General features: G+C 61.9%; 23 protein-coding genes. 12 read left to right on the forward strand and 11 right to left on the reverse strand.

All coding sequences use genetic code 11. The annotated features are described in order from the left end of the window. Nucleotides 1-14 precede the first annotated feature (14 nt). The 3 genes from NIM87_RS10470 to petA are packed head-to-tail and all read right to left on the reverse strand — an operon-like array spanning nt 15 to nt 2673. A complete protein-coding gene (locus NIM87_RS10470) occupies nt 15-866 on the reverse strand; it encodes a cytochrome c1 (RefSeq protein WP_254674603.1) in 852 nt (283 codons plus the stop codon). Nucleotides 867-880: 14 nt separating this feature from the next. Beyond that, a complete protein-coding gene (locus NIM87_RS10475; protein ID WP_254674604.1) occupies nt 881-2131 on the reverse strand; it encodes a cytochrome b in 1251 nt (416 codons plus the stop codon). 14 nt (nt 2132-2145) lie between these two features. Beyond that, the gene (petA, locus tag NIM87_RS10480) at nt 2146-2673 is read right to left on the reverse strand and encodes a ubiquinol-cytochrome c reductase iron-sulfur subunit (RefSeq protein WP_254674605.1); all 528 of its coding nucleotides are present in this window, start codon (nt 2671-2673) and stop codon (nt 2146-2148) included. Between the two features lie 226 nt (nt 2674-2899). Here petA and NIM87_RS10485 point away from each other — a divergent pair, with 226 nt between their 5' ends. The 4 genes from NIM87_RS10485 to NIM87_RS10500 all read left to right on the forward strand — a co-directional run bounded on the left by NIM87_RS10485 (nt 2900) and on the right by NIM87_RS10500 (nt 5795). Then, a complete protein-coding gene (locus NIM87_RS10485) occupies nt 2900-3385 on the forward strand; it encodes a tRNA (cytidine(34)-2'-O)-methyltransferase (protein ID WP_254674606.1) in 486 nt (161 codons plus the stop codon). A 42-nt stretch (nt 3386-3427) separates the two neighbouring features. Further along, nucleotides 3428-4300, forward strand: a complete 873-nt coding sequence (gene hemF, locus NIM87_RS10490) for an oxygen-dependent coproporphyrinogen oxidase (RefSeq protein WP_254674607.1) — start codon at nt 3428-3430, stop codon at nt 4298-4300. Nucleotides 4301-4394: 94 nt separating this feature from the next. Further along, nucleotides 4395-5528, forward strand: coding sequence for an AAA family ATPase (locus NIM87_RS10495; protein ID WP_254674608.1), 1134 nt, complete (start codon nt 4395-4397; stop codon nt 5526-5528). Nucleotides 5529-5594: 66 nt separating this feature from the next. Further along, nucleotides 5595-5795: a DUF1059 domain-containing protein gene (locus tag NIM87_RS10500; RefSeq protein WP_254674609.1), complete on the forward strand. Its 201-nt coding sequence runs from the start codon at nt 5595-5597 to the stop codon at nt 5793-5795. A 62-nt stretch (nt 5796-5857) separates the two neighbouring features. Here the strand turns inward: NIM87_RS10500 and NIM87_RS10505 are convergent, their stop codons facing one another. The 3 genes from NIM87_RS10505 to NIM87_RS10515 form a co-directional block, all read right to left on the reverse strand. Beyond that, nucleotides 5858-7033 (reverse strand): CCA tRNA nucleotidyltransferase, encoded by a 1176-nt coding sequence (locus tag NIM87_RS10505; protein ID WP_254674610.1) that lies wholly within the window; start codon nt 7031-7033, stop codon nt 5858-5860. Continuing rightward, entirely contained in the window at nt 7030-7656 is a 627-nt protein-coding gene (locus NIM87_RS10510) for a CoA pyrophosphatase (RefSeq protein WP_254674611.1), read from the reverse strand. The genes NIM87_RS10505 and NIM87_RS10510 overlap by 4 nt, the downstream gene beginning before the upstream one ends. Nucleotides 7657-7817: 161 nt before the next feature. Further along, nucleotides 7818-8366: a GNAT family N-acetyltransferase gene (locus NIM87_RS10515; protein WP_254674612.1), complete on the reverse strand. Its 549-nt coding sequence runs from the start codon at nt 8364-8366 to the stop codon at nt 7818-7820. A gap of 362 nt (nt 8367-8728) precedes the next feature. Between NIM87_RS10515 and NIM87_RS10520 the strand changes: the two genes are divergently transcribed. After that, nucleotides 8729-9688 (forward strand): glutathione S-transferase family protein, encoded by a 960-nt coding sequence (locus NIM87_RS10520; protein ID WP_254674613.1) that lies wholly within the window; start codon nt 8729-8731, stop codon nt 9686-9688. 103 nt (nt 9689-9791) lie between these two features. Here NIM87_RS10520 and NIM87_RS10525 read toward each other — a convergent pair whose 3' ends face one another. Next, a complete protein-coding gene (locus tag NIM87_RS10525; RefSeq protein ID WP_254674614.1) occupies nt 9792-10265 on the reverse strand; it encodes an NUDIX domain-containing protein in 474 nt (157 codons plus the stop codon). Nucleotides 10266-10377: 112 nt separating this feature from the next. On the opposite strand from NIM87_RS10525, the gene NIM87_RS10530 reads away from it, so the two are divergent. Together NIM87_RS10530 and NIM87_RS10535 are read left to right on the forward strand one after the other, a co-directional pair. After that, nucleotides 10378-11268 carry a metallophosphoesterase family protein gene (locus NIM87_RS10530; RefSeq protein WP_254677789.1) on the forward strand — a complete coding sequence of 297 codons (891 nt, stop codon included), beginning with the start codon at nt 10378-10380 and terminating at the stop codon, nt 11266-11268. Nucleotides 11269-11425: 157 nt separating this feature from the next. Next, nucleotides 11426-11827, forward strand: coding sequence for a DUF1801 domain-containing protein (locus tag NIM87_RS10535; protein ID WP_254674616.1), 402 nt, complete (start codon nt 11426-11428; stop codon nt 11825-11827). Between the two features lie 10 nt (nt 11828-11837). Here NIM87_RS10535 and NIM87_RS10540 read toward each other — a convergent pair whose 3' ends face one another. Beyond that, a complete protein-coding gene (locus tag NIM87_RS10540; RefSeq protein WP_254674617.1) occupies nt 11838-12494 on the reverse strand; it encodes a glutathione S-transferase family protein in 657 nt (218 codons plus the stop codon). Nucleotides 12495-12580: 86 nt separating this feature from the next. On the opposite strand from NIM87_RS10540, the gene NIM87_RS10545 reads away from it, so the two are divergent. The 3 genes from NIM87_RS10545 (at nt 12581) to murD (ending at nt 15628) form a co-directional block, all read left to right on the forward strand. Further along, on the forward strand, nt 12581-12937 hold the full coding sequence (locus NIM87_RS10545) for a DUF2200 domain-containing protein (RefSeq protein WP_254674618.1): 357 nt from the start codon (nt 12581-12583) through the stop codon (nt 12935-12937). A 71-nt stretch (nt 12938-13008) separates the two neighbouring features. Further along, nucleotides 13009-14340, forward strand: coding sequence for a hypothetical protein (locus tag NIM87_RS10550; RefSeq protein ID WP_254674619.1), 1332 nt, complete (start codon nt 13009-13011; stop codon nt 14338-14340). After that, nucleotides 14330-15628, forward strand: a complete 1299-nt coding sequence (gene murD / locus NIM87_RS10555; protein WP_254674620.1) for a UDP-N-acetylmuramoyl-L-alanine--D-glutamate ligase — start codon at nt 14330-14332, stop codon at nt 15626-15628. Before NIM87_RS10550 ends, murD begins: the two co-directional genes overlap by 11 nt. A gap of 3 nt (nt 15629-15631) precedes the next feature. Here the strand turns inward: murD and NIM87_RS10560 are convergent, their stop codons facing one another. Continuing rightward, nucleotides 15632-17386, reverse strand: a complete 1755-nt coding sequence (locus NIM87_RS10560) for a tetratricopeptide repeat protein (protein ID WP_254674621.1) — start codon at nt 17384-17386, stop codon at nt 15632-15634. A 283-nt stretch (nt 17387-17669) separates the two neighbouring features. On the opposite strand from NIM87_RS10560, the gene NIM87_RS10565 reads away from it, so the two are divergent. Further along, the gene (locus NIM87_RS10565) at nt 17670-18116 is read left to right on the forward strand and encodes an ANTAR domain-containing protein (RefSeq protein WP_254674622.1); all 447 of its coding nucleotides are present in this window, start codon (nt 17670-17672) and stop codon (nt 18114-18116) included. Between the two features lie 288 nt (nt 18117-18404). Here NIM87_RS10565 and NIM87_RS10570 read toward each other — a convergent pair whose 3' ends face one another. Further along, nucleotides 18405-18893, reverse strand: a complete 489-nt coding sequence (locus NIM87_RS10570) for an MgtC/SapB family protein (RefSeq protein ID WP_254674623.1) — start codon at nt 18891-18893, stop codon at nt 18405-18407. Nucleotides 18894-19000: 107 nt separating this feature from the next. Beyond that, a complete protein-coding gene (locus NIM87_RS10575; protein ID WP_254674624.1) occupies nt 19001-19162 on the reverse strand; it encodes a hypothetical protein in 162 nt (53 codons plus the stop codon). A 134-nt stretch (nt 19163-19296) separates the two neighbouring features. On the opposite strand from NIM87_RS10575, the gene ade reads away from it, so the two are divergent. After that, nucleotides 19297-21006, forward strand: a complete 1710-nt coding sequence (gene ade, locus NIM87_RS10580; RefSeq protein ID WP_254674625.1) for an adenine deaminase — start codon at nt 19297-19299, stop codon at nt 21004-21006. Nucleotides 21007-21008 lie beyond the last annotated feature (2 nt).

Below are 21008 nucleotides of genomic sequence, written 5' to 3' on the forward strand. Positions count from 1 at the left end.
CGCGGGCTTGGCCCCTAGTGCTCGATGCCAGCCCAGAGCTTGCGCTTGGTGCCATACATCAGGCCAGCGAACAGCACGAGGAACAGCAGCACGACAAAACCAGTCTGCTTGCGGCTGACCAGATGCGGCTCAGCCATCCACATCATGAAGGCAGCTACGTCACTGGAATACTGCTCCAGCGTCTCGGGAACGGCAACGCCATCCTCGCCTGGCTCATAGGTTACAGAGCCTTCGGCCAACGGCGGCGCCATGCCAATCGCCTTGCCCGGGAAGTAGTCATTGTAATACTTGCCCTCAGCCAGTTCGAACCCTTCGGGGGCCTCTTCATGGTAGCCATTGAGCAGGGCATGGATATAGTCCGCGCCGCCTTCCTGGTAGCCGGTGAAGTAGTTGAACACCCAGTTCGGGAACGGATCGGTCACGCCGCGAGCCTTGGCCAACACCGAGAAGTCCGGCGGCAACGAGCCGCCATTGGCATCGCGTGCTTCCTGGTCATTGGCGAACGGCGCCGGCCAGCGGTCAGCGGCGACACCCGGACGACGACCGCCTTCGGCTGTTGCATCTTCCACTTCATATTCTGCAGCGAGCGCTTTGACCTGGGCTTCCGAGAAGTCCGGGCCACCCTCTTCCGACAGATTGCGGAAGGAGATCAGGTTGGCGCTGTGGCAGCTCGAGCAAACCTCCCGGAACACCTGGAAGCCGCGCTGCAGCTGGTGCACGTCATAGGTGCCGAAGATACCGGCAAAGCTCCAGCCCTGCCGCTCGATGTGCGGCGTCGCATGGCTATCCTCGGCGGCCATGGCCGGCAGGCCAGCAAACCCGGCCAGTGCGGCGAAGGCGGCGATGATGATCTTGGTCTTGAACATGGTTTTTGCCCCGATCATGCGTGTGCCTTGCCGAGAACGCTCTCGGAAATGCTGGTCGGCAGCGGCTTGGGCGTTTCGATACGCGACAGCACCGGCAGGATGACCAGGAAGTAGAGGAAGTAATAGGCCGTGCAGAGCTTGGCCAGGTGCGTATAGGGGGCCTCGGCCGGCTGCGCGCCAAGGTAGGTCAGCGCCACGAAGTTGATCACGAACAGCCAGTAGAACCACTTGAACAGCGGACGAAACGAGCCCGAGCGGACCTTTGACGTATCGAGCCACGGCACGATCAGCAGCATGACCAGCGCACCACCCATGGCGATCACGCCGCCAAGCTTGGAGTCGATGAACAGCACGTTGAAGTCGATGGCACGCAGGATCGTATAGAACGGCAGCAGGTACCATTCGGGCACGATATGGGCCGGCGTCACCTGACTGTTGGCCATGATGTAATTGTCGGGGTGACCCAGGATATCGGGGGCGAAGAACACGAACCACGCAAACGGGATCATGAATACCACCATCGCGAACAGGTCCTTCATCGTATAGTACGGATGGAAGGGAACCGTATCGCGGCTTTCCTTGACCTCGACGCCGATCGGGTTGTTGTTGCCCGGAACATGCAGGGCCCAGATGTGCAGGCCGACGATAGCGGCAATCACGAAGGGCAGCAGGTAGTGCAGCGAGAAGAAGCGGTTGAGCGTCGGATTGCCGACTGCAAAGCCGCCCAGCACCAGCTGCTTGATGTTTTCGCCGACCACCGGAATGGCCGAGAAGATGTTCGAGATAACCGTGGCACCCCAGAACGACATCTGGCCCCAGGGCAAGATGTAGCCCATGAAGGCGGTCGCGACGGTCAGGATGAAGATCAGCACGCCCAGGATCCAGATGATCTCACGTGGCGCCTTGTAGGAGCCGTAGAAAAGACCGCGGAACATGTGGATGTAGAGGGCCACGAAGAACATCGAGGCGCCCACGGCATGGACGGCCTGGATGATGCGGCCGCCATTCACGTCACGGCGGATATGCTCCACCGAGTCGAAGGCCAGGCCGACATTGGGCGTGTAGTGCATGGCGAGAATGACGCCAGTCACGATCTGCACGCCAAGGCACATCACCAGGATGGCACCGAAGGTCCACCAATAGTTGAGGTTCTTGGGCGTGGGGAAGTCCATCAAATGTTCTTTGGCGAACCGGACGACCGGCAGGCGGTCATCGAGCCACTTCTCGACGGCATTACCGGGAGTATAGGAGGAATGTTCTGACATCGGGAAAGTCCCCACTAACCGATCTGGACCAGCGTATCGCTGACGAATTCATAAGGTGGCACGACCAGATTCTTGGGCGCGGGACCGCGGCGAATACGGCCGGCCGAGTCATAGTGCGAACCATGGCAGGGGCAGAACCAGCCATCGAAATCGCCCGATTCACCCACCGGGATACATCCCAGATGCGTGCAATTGGCGATCATGATGAGCCACTCCTCATGGCCTTCCTTGGTCCGCGCCTCGTCGGTCTCGGGGTCCTTGAGCTCGCTCAGCGGAACCGCCTTGGCCTCTTCGATCTCGGCACCGGTGCGGTGGCGCACGAAAACCGGCAGGCCACGCCAGGTGATGGTCACCGACTGCCCTTCGGGAATTGCGCCGACGTCGAACTCGATACTGGCGAGCGCCAGGGTCGAGGCATCGGGGTTGAGCTGATTGATCAGCGGCCAGACCACAGCGGCTGCGCCAACCGCGCCAACGGCGCCGGTTGCAACGAACAGGAAGTCCCGCCGGTTGGTAGATGAATGTTCTGCTTGCGTGGCCAAGGTCCGTATCCCCGTACGATGCACAATTGACGGGGCCGGCTCCGGCACTGTCGCCCGCGTAAACGGATTCGACCGCCGTCCGCCCTCAAGCGGCCCGTCAGGTCAGGTCTTTTTGCACTGTCACAGGAACTTGTCCAGTGCGCGCACCGTGACAGCCCACAACTGCGACACTATACCCGAGGCACTGCGCAAACGCCGCCCCTCAAGGCGCCTGACAGGATGCACCATGTCTATCGCCCTGGCCCTTTATCAGCCCGACATCGCCGCCAACACCGGCACCCTGCTGCGGCTCGGTGCCTGCCTCGGCGTCACCGTCCATGTCATCCACCCGGCCGGCTTCGCGCTGACCGACCGTAATCTGGCGCGCGCCGGCATGGATTATCTCGACAAGGCCGCATTGGCCGAACATGCCAGCTTCGCCGCCTTCGAGGCCTGGAGACAGCATCAGGCGCGCCGGCTGGTGCTGCTCACCACCAAATCCAGCGAATCGGCCTATGCCGCAACCTTTGCACCCGGCGACATCCTGCTGCTGGGCCGGGAAAGCGCCGGCGTGCCCGACAGCGTGGCTCAGGTCTGTGATCTACGGCTGCGCATTCCCATGCAGCCCGGTTTGCGTTCGATCAATATGGCCCTGGCAGGCGGGATGATATTGGGCGAAGCGCTGCGCCAGACGGGAGCATTCCCGGTGCTGTCCGACGCCGCTCCCTTGTGACACACTTTACAGAACCGATCTGAAGGTCCATTCCCCCCTCTCATGACCCTCCTCGCCGATATCGACACCAAAAAATCCACAGCAAGCGCCTGGTTCCGCGCCCTGCGCGACCGCATTTGCGCCGAACTCGAAGCCATTGAGACCGAGGTCATCGGCCCTCATGCCGAGATGTCCGCCGGGCGGTTTGAGCGCACGCCCTGGGACCGCGCTGCGGGTGGCGGCGGCGAAATGTCGATGCTGCATGGCCGCGTTTTTGAAAAAGCCGGCGTCCATATCTCGACCGTGCACGGCAATTTCACCGAGGAATTCGCCAAGCAGATGCCGGGCACCGATGCGGGCACCGCCTTCTGGAGCTCGGGTATTTCGCTCATCATCCACCCTTGGAACCCTCATGTTCCGGCGGTGCACATGAACACCCGGATGATTGTCACCGGCAAGCAATGGTGGGGCGGCGGCGCCGACCTGACCCCGGTGCTCGACAATCGCCGTACCCAGACTGACCCGGACACACTCGACTTCCACGCCGCCATGAAGGCGGCCTGCGACAATCGTCCCGGCGTGGACTATGAGCGCCTCAAAGCCTGGTGCGACGACTATTTCTTCCTGCCCCACCGCAACGAACCGCGCGGCATCGGCGGCATTTTCTACGACCACTTCAATTCCGGCGACTGGGACGCCGATTTCGCCTTTACGAGGGGTGTAGGCGAAGCCTTCCTCGACATATATCCCAAGCTGGTGCGCCGTAACTTCGAGAAGGCCTGGACCGAGGCCGAACGCGACGAACAGTTGATACGGCGCGGCCGCTATGTGGAATTCAACCTGCTCTACGACCGCGGCACCACTTTCGGCCTCAAGACCGGTGGCAACGTCAATTCCATCCTCTCCTCCATGCCCCCGGCGGTGAAGTGGCCCTAAGGATTGAAACTGACGGAAAGCGTCCGGTGACGGTCCGGTCTTGACTGGCGATGTCGCGTGAGGATGCTCTAGGCGCTCGAAAGCGCGAGTCCCCATGTCCCTGTCCGACCTCGAGATAACCGGCTATCGCTCCATCCGCGCCATCCGCTTTCCGCTCAAGCGCTTGACTGTACTTGTCGGCGGCAATGGCGTGGGCAAGACCAATCTCTATCGTGGCCTCGAATTGGTGCATGCCGCAGCCACGGGGGATATTGTCCTCAACCTGGCGCGTGAGGGCGGACTGGCCTCGGCCATGTGGGCGGGGCCGCGCAAGGCCATTGATAAGCCTCGATTGGTTTTCGAAGTCGGGCTCGACACGTTCCGGCCAGGGGACGATGAAGCCGCCTTCGTGCCCCGCTATTCGGTCGAAGTCGGTTTCGGCGACCGCTACGAGGCCGTGTTCGAGCAGGAGCCGCAGATCAAGGCCGAAAGCCTGATCCTGCCCGGCCGACGCAGCGTCACGCTGCTTGAGCGCAAGGGGCCAGCCGCCTGGTATCGCGCCGAAGACGGGCGGATGCGCCAACTCGATCATCCGCTTTTGGCCAGCGAGACCGCCCTCTCCGCCCTGCGAGGCACCCTGCCCGAGCTCGACGCCGTGCGACACATGCTGGCGGAATGGCGTTTCTACCATGGTTTCCGCACTGATGCCGCCTCACCGTTGCGCCGCCCCTCACTGGCCGTGACGTCACCCACGCTCGATGCCGATGGCGGCAATCTCGGGGCAGTGCTGGCCACGCTGCGTCACATCAGGGGCGACACCGTCGATCTTGACGCCGCCATCGACCAGGCCTTTCCCGGAGCTCGCATTGAAATTCCCCCGCCCCAGCGGGATGCCAGCTTCTCGATGGTCTTCCCCGAAGTGCCACACCGGCCCTTTGAGCAGGCCGAACTCTCGGACGGCACGCTGCAATTTCTCGCGCTTCTTGGCGCACTGCTGGCCTATCGCTTGCCGCCCTTCATCGCGCTGAACGAGCCGGAAACCTCGCTCCACCCCGACCTGTTGCCGGCCCTTGCCCGCGCCATCGCGCGCGCCGCCGAGCGCACTCAGGTCTGGGTGGTGACCCATTCAGCTCCATTGGCGGCGGCCATCGCCGAGGAGATCGGCATCACTCCCCGCACCGTGATCCGCCGGGATGGAGCCACCTGGATCGAAGGTCTCTCCGAGATGGGAATTTTTCCGGACGAATAGGGAACCGAAATCCGATCCGTGCGTTTTCTCAGACTGTCCAGAGCGAGAAACGAGGGAGGTTCAGCAATGAAACGCTTTGATTCCGGGACGCTTATTCCAGGGTCCACTTGGCGCGCCGAAGCCGAAACCGTGGCCGAAGTGGTCCGCCGCGCGGTCGAAAACATGCGCAATCTTAACGGCGAAACGGATGTGCGCCCCGAAATGGTCGAGCGTATCAAGGAACGTATCGTCGACGTTGACGACCTGGGGCGACCGACTAAGCACTGACTCCAGACCAATTGATCAGCCCCGGTTCGCCGGGGCTCTTTTGTGCCCGAAGCGTCTTATCTCTAGTGAAAAATCCGCTCCAGCAGCGCTGCCTTGCCGAGGCTGAATTCGCTTTCCACCCAGGCGCGTTCCATGATGGCCAGTGCAGCGCCCATGTCGGGACCCGGCTTCATACCCTTGGCCTCGAGATCGGCGCCACTCACCGGCAAGGGCGCGACCGGTAGCCGTCCGAGGTCCCGCGCTATTTCGGCCAATTGTTCGCGCGGCCACGCTTCTTCGGCCGCGGCAACCGCCAGCCCCTCCACCGCGTCCTCACCAAACCGATAAGCGGCCCACCCGATGTCGCCCTGGCGCAGCAGTTGCGCAGCCTCGGCAATATGGTCGGCATGGGTCATGATCGCCTTGCTCAGACGCCATTCCCCCTGCCGGCGTTCAAGCCCCTCGCGCCCCATCAGCGCCAGCCGCGCCGTCGCGGTCTGCCCGCCCAGCGTCTCATAGCGCAGCAGCGCCGCGGCAGCGCCCGGCTCGATGCAAAGCAGCCCCAGTTTGTCCATGACGCCCAGCGTCTGCGCCACCCGCGGCAAGGCCAGCATCCGCATCATTTCGGCGCCGACGCGCTCGCGCGCGATATGGTCGATTTCCTCGGCGGCATCGCGGCAGGCATCAAGCCCCTCTGGGTCGAACTGCTCACCGCCGTGGCTCGCCGAAAAACGGAAGAAACGATAGACCCGCAAGCCATCCTCGGCAATGCGCCGGGCAGCATCGCCGATAAAGCGCACCCGCCCGTTGACCAGGTCTCCAACTCCCTTGAGCGGATCGAACAGCGTCCCGTCGGCATGGCAATAGAGCGCATTGAGCGTGAAGTCGCGCCGCTCGGCATCGGCCACCCAATCGGTGCCGAACTGCACCTGGGCATGCCGGCCATCGGTGACAACGTCCTGCCGCAGCGTCGTCACTTCCACCGTTGTATCCTCGAGCCGCAGCGTCACCGTTCCGTGCTCGATGCCGGTGGGATAGGCGTCGATCCCCGCCGCCTTGGCCTTCTGCATGACCGAGACCGGCAGCAGTTCTGTCGCCATGTCGATATCGGCATGCTCGCGCGTCCGACCGATAAGGCCGTCGCGCACCGCACCGCCCACTGCGCGCGTCTGCCCTTCGGCACCGCCGAGCACGGCAAAAATCGTCTGCACCGCGGGTCGCACCAGCCATTCGGCATTTTCGATCCGATCCGGGATCACGCCGCCACCTCGCCAACTACAAGGTCGCGGAACAGCCGCGTCAGATTTGCGGTGATCCCCCAGATCACATGGCCGTCATGATCGATCTGCCAGGTCGAATGTTCCGTGCCGCCCCGACTGACGCGGAAGCGGCCATAGGCCTCTGCGTCCAGAATTCGGCTCAGCGGCACCTCGAACACCGAATGCACCTCGCCCGGATTAGGCACAAAGGGTCCACTGGGGGTCACCTCGGCGACCACCGGCGTAATCAGGTAATTGGTGCCGGTATAATAGGTCGGCATATAGCCCAGGATGACCGCGTCCTCGGCCGTCATACCCACTTCCTCATTAGCCTCGCGCAGCGCGGCGGCAGCAACGCTGACGTCCGACCCATCGATCTTGCCTCCGGGAAACGCCACCTGCCCCGAATGGGCGCGCAAATCCGGCGAACGCTCCGTATAGAGCACCGTATGACCTTCGGGGCGTCGCACCAGGGCAATCAGCACCGCCGCAGGCACCGGTGGGCGCTCAAAAGGCTGCAGTGGCTGCCAGTCTGGCACCAGTTCGCGCGCCGGCTCGAGCGGTGGCGGCTCGGACAGCAGCTGCGAACTCAACAATGCGACAATGTCGTTCTCGATGGTCAAGGTGGGCTCGGCTTTGAGGATTGACCAAAGTCTAAGCCAGGCAACTGGAACTGACACCCCATTTTCTGCGCATGCACCACCCCCCTCATTCCCTCTTCCCTGTGGGAGGAAATGAGGGAGGATTCTTGGCACATTCTTCCGTAAGGGAAGAAGAAATGGCCTCACTGCCCCGCGTCGAAGGCCGCAATGCTACCCTTGAGCGATTTGGCGAGGCTCTTGTCATCGGCCATCAGCAACACGCGCGTGGGATCAACCGGCCCGGGAAACTGGATATTGCCCGGTGTGGTGATGTCCCAGCCCAGCGGGCAATAATAGTCCTGGTCACCAACCAGCAGCACAAAGTGCCCATCGCCCCGCGCCAGCGCCAATCGGGCAACTTCGCGCGCCAGAAGCTTGCCGGCGCCCCGCTTGCGGAAATTGGGGTGGGTGGCCAGCGGGCCCAGCAGATAGCCCTTCTGGCCATCGACACTGATCGGGGTCATCCAGACCGAGCCACAGGGCGTGCCATCGACTTCGGCAATCAGGCTCAGGCTCGGATCGATGGGGAACCGCTCGCGTACCCGAAACGCGGTGCGTGAAAACCGTCCCGGACCAAAGGCAATCGCCTGCAGGTCCTCGACAAACACGTCATCGGCGGGCGTAGCGAGCCGCACATGGGGTTGGCCGTCAACAGGGGTGGAAGCGGCCTCGGCCGCAACGAGCGTGGTCATGGGTCTGATCCAGGAAAGGGAATGTGCAGGACAAGGCGCGGTCAGCCCTTGGGCATACCGCTCATTACAACCACTTAGGGTCGTCGGTTCGTCTGCAAGACCTTCGCCATCCTGGACGCCTCCACGTCTAATTTCGCATTAGCATCCACCGGGTTGGCGGTAAATGGGAATATTGGGCTCATGCCACCGATTTCCTCGCTCGCCCCCGCTGCTATGATCCAAATGCATAACGCATTGTTCCGTTGCATCGCACTTATCCCCTTGGCGCCCGCGCCCTAAATAGGGGCACACACCGCAACCATGCGGCTATTGGGGATTTGACCTGCCAAAGCCGACAGCAAGATGACCAAAGGGGTATTGAGATGGGACGATTGATTGACGGAAAGTGGTCAACCCAGTGGTATGACACTGCCAATACCGGCGGCAAATTCGTCCGTAGCCAATCCGGCTTCCGCAACTGGGTCACCGCCGATGGCAGCCCCGGCCCCTCGGGTGAGGGTGGCTTTGGCGCCGAAGCCGGGCGCTATCACCTCTATGTTTCCCTCGCCTGCCCCTGGGCGCATCGCGCCCTTATTTTCCGCAAGCTCAAGGAACTCGACAGCTTGATCGACGTGTCGGTCGTTTCTCCCAAAATGCCTGACGAAACCGGCTGGAGCTTCAAGAAAGAGGAAGGCTCGAGCGGCGACGCCCTTCTCGGCAAGGACTACCTCTGGCAGGTCTATACTCAGGCCGTCCCCGACTATACCGGCCGCGTCACCGTGCCGGTACTGTGGGACAAGAAGACCAACACCATCGTCTCGAACGAAAGTTCGGAAATCATTCGCATGTTCAATTCGGCTTTCAACGAATTGACCGGCAACACCGACGATTATTATCCAGAAGCACTGCGCGAAAAGATCGATACGATCAATTCCCGCGTCTATGACGACATCAACAATGGCGTCTACAAGGCCGGCTTCGCCACCACCCAGGACGCATATGACGAGGCCGTCTCAAAGCTGTTCGACGCACTGGACTGGGTCGAAAATCTGCTGGGCGAAACCGCCTATTTGACCGGCGACACCATCACCGAGGCCGACTGGCGCCTGTTCACGACCCTCGTGCGTTTCGACGCGGTCTATGTCGGACATTTCAAATGCAACCGCACACGCATCGCCGACTACCCCAATCTCTCGCACTATCTGAAAGCGCTCTACGAGGTGCCCGGTGTCAAGGAAACGGTCGACCTCGACCACATTCGCACCCACTATTATTGGAGCCACACCACCATCAACCCCCACCGGATCATTCCGATAGGGCCGGAACTGCCGTTCCTGGGGTAGCCAAACTTACCCTCTCCCAACCTCCTCCTGAAGGAGAGGGAGCACCCCGATGCGCTCCTCCCCAATGAAGGGGGGCTGGGGAACTTCGACGATTGATGCGCCCTCAGTACCCCCACACCGTCCGCTTCTCCTGGCCATCGAAATATTCGTCGATCCGCTGGCTGGTGGCGGGCGTTACCTTGTCAGGCAGTTTATGCCGGTCGAACCAGCCGACTTCGGCAATCTCATGGTCGGGCTTGCGCTCGGAGACAAATTCGAAGCGCTTGGCGACGTAGAAGGCCACATGGTCCCGGTCCGTCACCGGGCTCGAATTGTGATAAAGCCCGAACAACTCCATCGGCCCAATGACGCGATAGCCCGTTTCCTCCAGCGTTTCGCGCGCCCCGGCCTCCTCAAAAGTCTCGCCTGGTCCAACGCCGCCGCCGGGGAATTGCCAGCCCGGCACATAGGTATGGCGAATGAGCAATACCTTGTCGCCGTCGACCACCATCACCCTGGCGCCCACGGTCATGCGATGCCACAGCCCCTTGAGGGTGAGGAAAACCTTGGCGCGCACGCGCTGGAAGCGATTCATCATGGTCTTGGCTCCATCTCTGCCCCTTGGCTATCAGAGCTTGGCCCGCGACAAAATCGTGCGTTGTGACGATTGAACGTTTTCTTGCCTCATCCGTTCTGGCAAAACCCCCGCGATGATCACACTAGCGCACATATCGGATATCCACCTCTCCCCCATGCCCGCGGTGGGACTGCGTGATCTGTTGGGTAAGCGCCTGACCGGCTTTCTCAATTGGAAGCTCAAGCGCCATGGCGAGATGAACACCGAGACCCTGTCTCGGCTCGTCGCACACATGCAGGAACAGAACGCCGATTTCACAGCTGTCACCGGCGACCTGACCAATCTGGCGCTGAACAGCGAAGTGGAGCGCGCCGGAGATTGGCTGCGCTCGCTCGGCGGCGCCGACAAGACAGCGGTCTGCCCTGGCAACCACGATGCCTATGTGCCCGGCGCTCTCGACTACGCCCGCGACCAATGGGGCGATTATCTGCGCGGCGAGACGGTCGAGGGCGAGGCCTTCCCCTTTGTGCGCCGCATTGGCGACGTGGCCATTGTGTCCTGCTCCAGCGCTGTACCCACCCCGCCCTTCATGGCCATCGGGCGCTTTGAAGAAAAGCAGGCAGCCCGCCTCACCCGCATCCTCAAGCTTCTCGGCGATGCCGGCTATTTCCGCGTGGTGCTGATCCACCACCCACCCAATGCCGAGTTGCAGCACCCGTCCTTCGGGCTCAAGGGCCACCGCCTGTTCCGCCAGGTGATCACCAATGAAGGCGCCGAACTGGTGCTGCACGGGCATACCCATCGCTCGTCCATCCACCACATCCCCGGCAAGGGCCACGAAGTCCCGGTCATCGGTGTTGCCGCTGCCAGCGCGGCCCAGGGCGGCACCCTCGACGACCCGGCCCGCTACAATCTCTTCCGCATCGAGAAATCGGGAGAAGAGTGGCGCTGCACCATGCGCGAATACGGCTTCCAGCGCCTGGGCGCAGACATCGTCATGCGCATGCAGATGCGGATCTACTAGCCGGCCAAAGGGCCATTTCCCCCAGTGGGGAGATCTGGGCGAGCAGACCACACGCGCAACGCGCGAGTGGCTGTGCCGGGAAGTTGCCACGCCCCTGTCGAAACCCCCACACGTCCCTCGTCATGCTGGTATAACCTGTAGCCTGAGGGAGGCCTGCATGACTGCCACCAAGCCCACCACCATCGACGAATACAACGCCGGGCAGGTCGACCAATTCCGCCTGATCTGCGACCAACTGCGCACTATTATCGACCGCACCCTTCCTGATGGTGAGAGCAAGATCTGGCATGCTCATCCGGTGTGGTTTCTCGATGGCAATCCGCTCGTGGGCTATTCCAAGCTTAAGGGGCCGGTCCGCCTCCTCTTCTGGAGCGGGCAGTCCTTTGATACACCCGGCCTCGAACCCGAAGGCACGTTCAAGGCCGCCGAAAAGCGCTATACGTCACCCAGCCAGATCAATTCCAACGAACTGGTCAGCTGGCTCGAAGAGGCGCGCATCGTGCAGTGGGATTACAAGAACATCGTCAAGCGCAAGGGCCGGCTCGAGCGGCTCGCCTGAGCCGCGCGCCTTACCAGTCTTCCGGCGGCCCGCCCGCATAAAGCGCTGCTTGCGCCGCATAGGCATGCTTATAGGCAGAACGCGCCTCCCCCCGCGCCACATAGGCCGCAAGGTTGGGAAATTCCGCCAGCAGCGGCGCCTCGGCGCGACGCAACACCAGCACCATCATCAGGTCGCCAGCGCTGAATGCGCCATCGAGCCACTCACGTTCGCCCAGATGCGCGGAAAGATCCTGCAGCCGCGCCCGGATTGCGTCATCGAGGAAGGCGAAGCGCTCGGGACTATACCAGGGCTTGCCGCGGTCGGTGAACTCTGACTGTTCCCGCTCGACAATCGGCGGCTCCACCGTGCTGACCGCCGCGAACATCCACATCATGGCCCGCGCCCGACCGTCCGGATCGCTCGGCAACAGGCCAGGATGCCGGAGCGCCAGGTGCAGCACGATGGCACCCGATTCAAACAGCACCAGCCCGTCCTGCTCAAAGGTGGGGATTTGCCCGAAGGGGTGCCGTGCCCGATGCTCGGGGGCCTTTAGTCCCTTGAACGACACGAGCCGCACTTGATAGGCCTGCCCCACCTCCTCCAGTGCCCAGCGCGCCCGCATGTCGCGCGCCAGGCCCTTGCCTCCGTCGGGGGACCATTTGAAAACCGTAAGAATGGGCAGCATGTTCGATCTCCGGGGGCGCTTGCCTCAATGACGAACGGGCCTCCCCGCCATCGACAGGTCGCTGCTATTGGCGCTATTCTGCCCCCATGGACTACGAAAATCATCGCATCTACGGCATGAGTGTGGCCAGCGTCTATGTGCACTACGTCACCAAGGCCGAACGCAAGGGCCGGACCAGGGACGAGGTGGACGAGGTCACGCGCTGGCTCACCGGCTACTCGCAGCAGCAACTCGAACAGGCGCTCGCGGACAAGACACCATTCCAGGATTTTTTCGACAACGCGCCACGCCTCAATCCGTCCAGATCCTTGATCAAGGGCGTGATCTGCGGCGTGCGCCTTGAAGAAATCGATCACCCGCTGATGCGCGACATCCGCTACCTCGACAAACTGGTGGATGAACTGGCCAAGGGCCGGCCCATGGCAAAAATCCTGCGCAGCTGAGCTGGACTCGCCCCACTCCCACCACAGCCGCAAATCACCTATATGGGGAGCACAGAGCCAACGAGTAGTCCGTGACCGAATTCTTCCGTATCGAGCACCCATCGTTTGACCCCGCCACCGGCGAGGCGCGATTTCCCTATACCCTCAACGATCTGAACTTCACCGAAACTCTGCTGTTGCCGCAAGGCGCCGATGCAGAAACAGCCGGTTCAGCTGCGTTTGAAAAGCTGCTCGGCCTGACGGCACTGGTCCTCGGCGTCAGCTACTTCAAGCTGCGAGCGCCTTATGCCATTCACGCCTCTGGCATTGCGCTGACTGCAGCCGAGCGTGCCTTCGTCATCGACGTCTATGAGAACGGCCTGGGTGAATTCTATGCGCGCAACGACCTGGCCCGCTTCGGCAAGCTCACGCTGACCGCCCCCGACGACGCAAGCGAGCGCAAGCCGGCCCCTGCCCTGCCCGAGCGCACCCTGCTGCCCATTGGCGGGGGCAAGGATTCGCTCGTCAGCGTCGATCTGCTCACCCATACCGGCCAGCAATTCACCCCCTTTGCCGTCAATCCCAAGGGTCCGATCCTGACCTCGGTGGACGCCATCGGCACGCCGCCGGTCTATGTCACCCGCACGCTCGACCCTGAAATGATCCGGCTCGGACAGCTGCCGGGCTACTACAATGGCCATGTCCCCTCGACGGCCATCAATTCGATGATCGCCTCACTGTGTGCAGTACTGTTTGGCTACAACCAGATTGTGTTATCCAATGAGCGCTCGGCCAGTGAGGGCAATGTGGTGTTCGACGGGCGCGAAACCAATCACCAATATTCCAAGTCGCTAGGCTTTGAACTGCTGATCGCCGACACATTGGCCAATGCGACAGGTGGCGCGCTCAAATATTTCTCGCTGCTACGCCCCTATTCTGAAGCGCGGATTGCCTCGCTGTTCACCAAGGAAAGCCGGTTCGACGCCGTCTTTTCGAGCTGCAATCGCAATTTTCGCCTGACCGGCAATGATGGTCACCTATGGTGCGGCCAATGTCCGAAATGTCACTTCGTTTTCCTGATCTTTGCGCCCTTCATGGCCAAGCAGCGGATGCTGAAGATTTTCGGCAAGAACCTTCTCAATGAACCGGCCAATGAACAATCATTCCGCGAACTTGCCGGCCTCACCGGCCAGAAGCCATGGGAGTGTGTCGGCGAAATCCTCGAAGCGGCTGCCTGCTTCTATACGCTGACGCGCCATGCCGATTGGCATGAGGACGCCGTGGTTCGCGCCATCAAAGCAGACCTTTTCGCCCAATATGGCGAGGAGAAGCTGCAATTGGCCATGGCCGAGTGCCTGACCGACAGCCACGACCATCATATTCCCCCGGCGCTGGCCGCCAAGGTGGCCGCCTATGCAGTTTGATACACCCGTCCTGCTCTATGGTGCGGGGCGCGAAGCGCTGTCCACGCGCGCCTTTCTCAAGGCGCGCCAGCCGAACCTCAAGGTTTTCGTGACGGTGGATAGTGGCACCGCCGACATCCCTGAGACCGAGCAGATCGACGCCGCGGAACTGCCGGCTGCCATCAAGGCGCATCGTTTTGGCCTCATCGTCAAAAGTCCGGGCGTATCGCGCTACAAGCCGGTGTTTGATCTGGCCCGCGACGCCGGCATTGCCGTCACCTCCAACCTCAATCTCTGGGGCGCGGCCTATCGGCACAACCGCACCGTCATCGCCATCACCGGCACGAAGGGAAAGTCGACCACGGCAACCCTTGTTCACCTGATGGTCACCCGGTCCGGCATTGATGCTGGCCTGGCCGGCAATGTCGGGCTCGCCCCGCTCGAAATCGCCGACAAGCATCCCGTGATCATTTTTGAGTTGTCCAGTTATCAAACCGCGGACATGAATTTCCTGCCCGATTTGGCGGCACTGACCAACCTTTATGCCGAACATGTCGACTGGCATGGCTCGGTCGATCGCTACTATGCCGACAAGCTTAACCTGATCGACCGGGACGGCGTCTTTGCCGTGGCGCTGGGGCAGGCCGCACGGGGCAATGCGCTTGTCGCCAAGGCAGTGCGCGACCACCGCCGCCTGCTGCCTGACCTGGCACCGGAAACCAGTGCCTTGATCGAGAAGGCCGTGGCCCATTCACGCCTGCGGGGCGCCCACAATCTCGACAATGCCCTCCTGGCCGCGCAGATCACCCTGGGCATTGGCGGCACGCTCGACGGCATCATCCAGGGCATCGCCGCATTCCGCCCGCTGCCGCACCGCCTCGAAGAGCACCTCTTCGGCGGCATGACCGTGGTCAACGACTCCATCTCAACAACGCCCGAAGCCACCAAGGCGGCACTTGCGGCCTATCCCGGCCGGCGCATTGCCCTTGTCGCCGGCGGCTACGAACGGCAACAGGACTACACCGAATTGTCCGAATTGCTGGCCCAGCGTGGAGTCACCACCCTGGTGACCCTGCCGGTGACAGGCGACAGGCTGGCGCGCGCCACCGCGATGGTCGCGCCAGACATCGTCGTACACAAAGCGCCCCATCTCGAAGCGGCCATCGCGCTCCTGGCGGATCTCCAGGCACGCTTTGACACGATCATCCTCTCCCCAGGAGCACCGTCCTACAACCAGTTCAAGAATTTTGAGGAGCGCGGCACCCGCTTTGTCGCACTGTGTCGCAAGCATTTTGCTCCGGACGCCTGACAATCAATAGGCGCTGTCCAGGCTCTTGTCTGGCACACCGGCGTTGAGCAGCGCCACTTCAATGCGACCGAGTAAAGCTTGATCGGTTATCCGATGTCGCAGCCGCGTCATAATGCCGGCACTGCGGAAGCTGGCAACCTCGAGAAGTGTGGGCAGCACCTGTCCGACCATGGCGACATCGCCTGCCCCCTGGGCGATGAGGATGGACAAGACGGCCCCTAACTCCGTGTCAACGCGCCCACATTCGAGGGCCAGCCGCTGGGCCTTTGCGAATGCCTTGTCCTCAAGTGCGGCCATAGCTGGAACGCATTGGAACCAGTCAGGCACTTCCAGTGGCGGCACGGCGTCTATGGCCCGCTGTGCCAATGCCCTCGCCCTATCCAACTGACCGATCAGGGCCAGATGCCGCGCATGCGCTGCCGTGCCGTCGATATTGGCGGTGTTGAGTTGCAACGCCGTTCCATAATCGGACTCGGCGAAATCATGCTGGCCCAACGCCTCGTGCAGTCGCGCCCTCTGCTCCCAGACAAAGCTGCTTGTCGGTGACGCTTGTAGCGCCTGCGCCAGCAGCGCCTCGGCGTCAGCAAAGCGTTCGGCCTGCCTTTCAGCGTTCAACTGACCTTCGAGGGGCGTTTCCGCCAGCAGGCTGGCCCGCGCCGCCAGGACATTACCGCTCTTTTGATCATCGGCATTCAAGGCGCGAACGCAGGAATCGAGCCGGGCCGAAGCCCCTGCAGTGGGCGAGGTTCGATATATCGAGAACAAAAGACCACAGAGATAGAAATTTTCCTGCCCGGCAATGTCGTTTCGTGCCAGGTACTCCCTTGCCTTCACATGCAGAGGACCACGCGGCCCACCCAATCTCAGGATCAGTTCCTGGGAGACAAAATCAATGCCGCCACGCTGAGCCATCCGCTCGCGTGGAACGACCCCAGACCAGTTCCAGACCACATTATTGGTGGCGGCATCGGTCAGGATGGCGTTGAACTGGAAATTCTCGCCCACTCCGACATCGCTGCGAACAATACCGGTAAGCACGAAATCATCCTGCCGGTCAGTCTCGACCATGACGCTGCCCCGACCGCCAAACGCCACGTCGACGATCAGAAGCGGCTCGAAATCAGTCACGAGTTCGACAGCAAGGGCGGCAATGGAGGGGGTGAAACTATTGTCCCCCGTCAGGTTCTGGAATTCCATAATCCGCAGTTTGGGCATCTGCATGGCGCCGGTTGAGGCGACGACTACCTGTGCCTGACGCGGTCCCATGGTGGCCAAAGCATAGGTCAGAGCCGTGGCGCCCAGCGCCAACACCAACAGCACAAACCAGGACACGGTGACATGCCCCCGTTCCCGCACAGGCGGCGGGCCGGACGGGACACCGGCTACGCGTCCGATCGGCTTTGCCGATGGCTCGGTTGCCGAGTCAACGAAATCGGGAACATAGCGACCAATTGGCAGCTGTATGCGCACGGGATCATCAACCCCCGGGCCGATATAATACTGATCGAGCAACGCGCGCAGTCGTCGTGCCTGCACTCGAACGATTGGATCGGCCTGCGGGTCGAAGTCGGGCGATCGTCCGAAGACATCGACTGCAATCGAATAGGCTTTGATCGCCTGGGCGTCCCCCGTGAGCCGGCGTTCAACAATATAGGTGAGAAAATTGGCGAGTTGCGGGGAGCGCGCGAGGTCCGGCCACGCCAGCAAACGGGCCAGAGCCTGTTTTACCCCTTCGATGTCCGCATTCGCCGCAGCCACCCGCAAACTCCTACCGCTCTTGGAGAGTTTGCGCTGCTTTACATGTAAAACACAAGGGTGGCTTACCCCCGTTTTACCCGATTTTGCCTCCCCCTAGTGATCCGCATCAATCATATGCGCCCTCGTCGATGTCACGAACTCGACATGTTTCCCGAGCGGTTAGGCCCCGCCGGGCGTGTTCTACAAACCGTATAAACCACACTGGCCAGGCCGCTTCGGCGTTCGGACAGCGATGGCGTTTTGTTGTGTTCGGCCTCCGTGCGGCACGGGGATGAGGTGACTCTTGAACGTTGTAACCGACGATACTCCCTTCATCGCGTTGATCGATGATGACGGGCACTCTGCACACCTGCTGACCCGCATGTTGCTGGCACATGGTGCGCCCGAGGTCAGGCATTTGGACTCTGTCGCCACCGGCGAGGCCTTTCTGGCCACGACCTTGGCGGACACAAGCCGCGAATGGCCCGGCTTGGTGATCGTCGATCTCAAGGCCCACAGCGGTGCGAACCTGGAGTTCGTTGCCCGCAACCAGGCGCTGCTCCGGCAAAAGGGCGTTCCCCTTGCCGTCATGACGCAGACCATCGACCGGGCCGCTCGCCAGGCGCTGCATGATGCAGGCGCCGCAGCGGTATTCTTTCGGCAGGCCGAACTCGAAGCCTATCGGCATGAGACGGCTGCAATAGTCAGTTTCTGGGCGCGCAGTCAGCGCCTGGATGCGGTTGGCATGTGACTCCTGCGTCCACAGGTTACATGCCGATTGGCGGAGAGTGATGCTGCGCGATGATCCTCGGATCAGCCTGCATTCCCAAGTGTCTCTCTCCGCCGTTTGAAAAGATCAACGGTCTGCACCGCCGTTGATCCTCCAGCGCGGATCTTGCTTGCAAGATTTCGCGCACGGGCGCGGATGCGGCACCTCCCGGTCGCCATCCGTACGGGGGGAGAAGTAGATCGCCGGCGACACATGTCCCTCAGTGTTGCCTGGCACGCCTGATTGCTTCTCCCCGCGGCCCTTCCGGTCTCAACCATCTCCCCCTCGCCCCCGAATGATCTGATGGGCAAAGGCACGCAGCGCCGCCATCACCAGCACCGCCAGCAATGCCGTGCCCGCAGCGACGAGATAGTGGCCCAGTGACGTTGCAACGCCGACTGCCCCGGCAAGCCACATTCCCGCCCCGGTGGTCAAACCCTGCACGCTCCCACGGTCGCGAAAAATGGCACCAGCGCCGAGAAAGGCGATGCCGGCCGTCACCGCCTCCACGGCGCGGATCGGGTCGGCATTGGTCTGGCCGGTCTCCTGAATTGTATGAAAGATTTCGAAGGCGAGGATGGTGAAGAGCGCGGCGGCGACGGACACCAGAATGTGGGTTCTGAGGCCGGCTTCCGCCGTGTTCATCTCCCGCTCAAACCCGATCAGCGCGCCCAACATCGCCGCTATGGCGAGGCGGATGGCGATAATATGCCCAGGGAGATAGGTGTCCACCCATCCAATTTCGTTGCCGATGTCCATCAGGTCTTGCCCATGCTGTAATGCTGCAACCACAACACGCGGTTGCGACACCGGTTCCGGCGCGCGCAACGGACAGAAAACGCTTAGATGAGCAAGACTTGAAATGGTCAGCTGCTTGGCGCTGGCTGCATCAAGCCAAAACCAAAATAGAGAATGGCGAACAACACCACGATGCCGATCAGCGAACCGATCAATACCCGCAGGTTCATCCGGCGCGGATTGGCCTGACGGACCTCGGTGGCATTCTTCTTGGGGTCATAGGTCTGCATGCGGGGCTCCTTGTCTATCGTTACATGGGCAACGAAACCCGCGCGTCGCGGTTCCGTGACCTGCGCTCACAGGGACTTGACGGCAACCGCATGGAAGCCGACCCTTTGGCATGAACAGTAATGAGAACAAGACCATGACCAGCCCCGCCCTGCTCACCCGCATGATCATGGCCGGGCAGGGCAAGGAACCGGTGGACCTGGTCATCCGCAATGTCGGCCTGCTCGACGTCATTACCGGGATGGTGACTGCCACCGACATCGCCATCGTCGCCGACCGCATCGTGGGTACCCATGCCCGCTATGAAGGAACGACCGAGATTGACGGCACCGGGCGCTTCGCCGTGCCGGGCTTCATCGACACGCACCTCCATATCGAATCCTCACTGGTGACCCCGCTGGAATTCGACCGTTGCGTGCTGCCCTATGGCGTCACCACGGTCTTCTGCGACCCCCACGAGATCGCCAATGTGTTGGGTGTCGAGGGGCTTCGCTATTTCCTCGACAGCGCCGAGCGCACCATTATGGATGTGCGGGTCAATCTATCCTCATGCGTGCCGGCAACCCCGTTCGAGACTGCCGGGGCCCGATTGGAAATCGACGATCTCCTGCCGTTCCGCGACCACTCAAAGGTGCTGGGCCTGGCTGAAATGATGAACTTCCCCGGCGTGCTCAACGCCGATCCGGGGATCATCGCCAAGCTGGTCGCCTTTCAGGACAGCCACATCGATGGCCATGCCCCCCTGCTGCGCGGGGAAGCGCTCAATGGCTATCTCGCGGCCGGTATTCGCACCGATCACGAAGCGACCAGCGCCGCCGAGGCGCGCGAAAAGCTGAGCAAGGGCATGGCCATCCTTATCCGCGAAGGCTCGGTTTCCAAGGATCTCAACGCCCTGGCTGAAATCCTCGACGAAAACACATCAAGCTTTGTCGCTCTTTGCACCGATGATCGCAATCCACTCGACATCGCCGAGGAAGGTCATCTCGATAGCTCCATCCGTCGATTGATCGCCAAGGGGCGGCCGCTGCACCATGTTTATCGCGCTGCCAGCCATTCGGCGGCCCGGATTTTCGGCCTCAAGGATCGCGGTCTGTTGGGGCCGGGCTGGCGGGCCGACATTGCCATCCTCGACAGCCTGGAAGACTGCCGCGTGTCCGACGTCATCGCCGGTGGGCGCCTCGTGACACCCGAACTCTTCGACACGCGTGAGCCGGTCGCTCCAGTCGGCCTCGCCTCGATGAAGGCAAAGCCAATCACCCCCGACGCCTTTGTCACCGTGCCCAAGTCGGGGCAGAACAGCATTCCTGTTATTGGCGTCAGGCCGGGCCTTATCCTCACTTTCCGCGAAGAGGCCAGCCTGGCTCACACTGATCAGGGCCTGCAGCCCGATCTCGAGCAGGACGTGATCAAGGTCGCCGTCATCGAACGCCATGGCAAGAACGGCAATATCGGCCGCAGCTTTGTCACCGGCTTCGGTTTGAAGCGTGGAGCCATCGCCTCATCGGTCGGCCACGACAGCCACAACATCACCGTGGTTGGCGCCAATGACGCCGACATGGCCGTGGCGGTCAATCGCCTCATCGAACTGGGTGGCGGATTTGCCGTTGCCGATGGCGGCAAGGTCACGGCCGAGTTGGCCCTGCCGATTGCGGGGCTGATGAGCCTCAAGAGCTTTGAAGAGGTCGCACATGACCTCCACCACCTGCGCGACGCCGCCAAGGCGCTCGATTGCGTCCTGCCCGAACCATTCCTGCAGGTGGCCTTTCTCGCCCTACCGGTGATCCCCCACCTCAAGATGACGGATCGCGGTCTCTTCGACGTCGACAAATTCGACTTCGTGAGTTGAAC

Source organism: Devosia ureilytica (assembly GCF_024273195.1).
In the GTDB taxonomy this organism is placed as follows: Bacteria; Pseudomonadota; Alphaproteobacteria; order Rhizobiales; family Devosiaceae; genus Devosia; species Devosia ureilytica.

Excerpts from the sequence above, each read along its gene's own strand:
- NIM87_RS10470 (WP_254674603.1), bottom strand. The coding sequence starts at position 866 with ATGTTCAAGACCAAGATCATCATCGCCGCCTTCGCCGCACTGGCCGGG.
- NIM87_RS10475 (WP_254674604.1), bottom strand. The coding sequence starts at position 2,131 with ATGTCAGAACATTCCTCCTATACTCCCGGTAATGCCGTCGAGAAGTGG.
- NIM87_RS10485 (WP_254674606.1), top strand. The coding sequence starts at position 2,900 with ATGTCTATCGCCCTGGCCCTTTATCAGCCCGACATCGCCGCCAACACC.
- hemF (WP_254674607.1), top strand. The coding sequence starts at position 3,428 with ATGACCCTCCTCGCCGATATCGACACCAAAAAATCCACAGCAAGCGCC.
- NIM87_RS10495 (WP_254674608.1), top strand. The coding sequence starts at position 4,395 with ATGTCCCTGTCCGACCTCGAGATAACCGGCTATCGCTCCATCCGCGCC.
- NIM87_RS10500 (WP_254674609.1), top strand. The coding sequence starts at position 5,595 with ATGAAACGCTTTGATTCCGGGACGCTTATTCCAGGGTCCACTTGGCGC.
- NIM87_RS10515 (WP_254674612.1), bottom strand. The coding sequence starts at position 8,366 with ATGACCACGCTCGTTGCGGCCGAGGCCGCTTCCACCCCTGTTGACGGC.
- NIM87_RS10520 (WP_254674613.1), top strand. The coding sequence starts at position 8,729 with ATGGGACGATTGATTGACGGAAAGTGGTCAACCCAGTGGTATGACACT.
- NIM87_RS10525 (WP_254674614.1), bottom strand. The coding sequence starts at position 10,265 with ATGATGAATCGCTTCCAGCGCGTGCGCGCCAAGGTTTTCCTCACCCTC.
- NIM87_RS10530 (WP_254677789.1), top strand. The coding sequence starts at position 10,378 with ATGATCACACTAGCGCACATATCGGATATCCACCTCTCCCCCATGCCC.
- NIM87_RS10535 (WP_254674616.1), top strand. The coding sequence starts at position 11,426 with ATGACTGCCACCAAGCCCACCACCATCGACGAATACAACGCCGGGCAG.
- NIM87_RS10540 (WP_254674617.1), bottom strand. The coding sequence starts at position 12,494 with ATGCTGCCCATTCTTACGGTTTTCAAATGGTCCCCCGACGGAGGCAAG.
- NIM87_RS10545 (WP_254674618.1), top strand. The coding sequence starts at position 12,581 with ATGGACTACGAAAATCATCGCATCTACGGCATGAGTGTGGCCAGCGTC.
- murD (WP_254674620.1), top strand. The coding sequence starts at position 14,330 with ATGCAGTTTGATACACCCGTCCTGCTCTATGGTGCGGGGCGCGAAGCG.
- NIM87_RS10570 (WP_254674623.1), bottom strand. The coding sequence starts at position 18,893 with ATGGACATCGGCAACGAAATTGGATGGGTGGACACCTATCTCCCTGGG.
- NIM87_RS10575 (WP_254674624.1), bottom strand. The coding sequence starts at position 19,162 with ATGCAGACCTATGACCCCAAGAAGAATGCCACCGAGGTCCGTCAGGCC.
- ade (WP_254674625.1), top strand. The coding sequence starts at position 19,297 with ATGACCAGCCCCGCCCTGCTCACCCGCATGATCATGGCCGGGCAGGGC.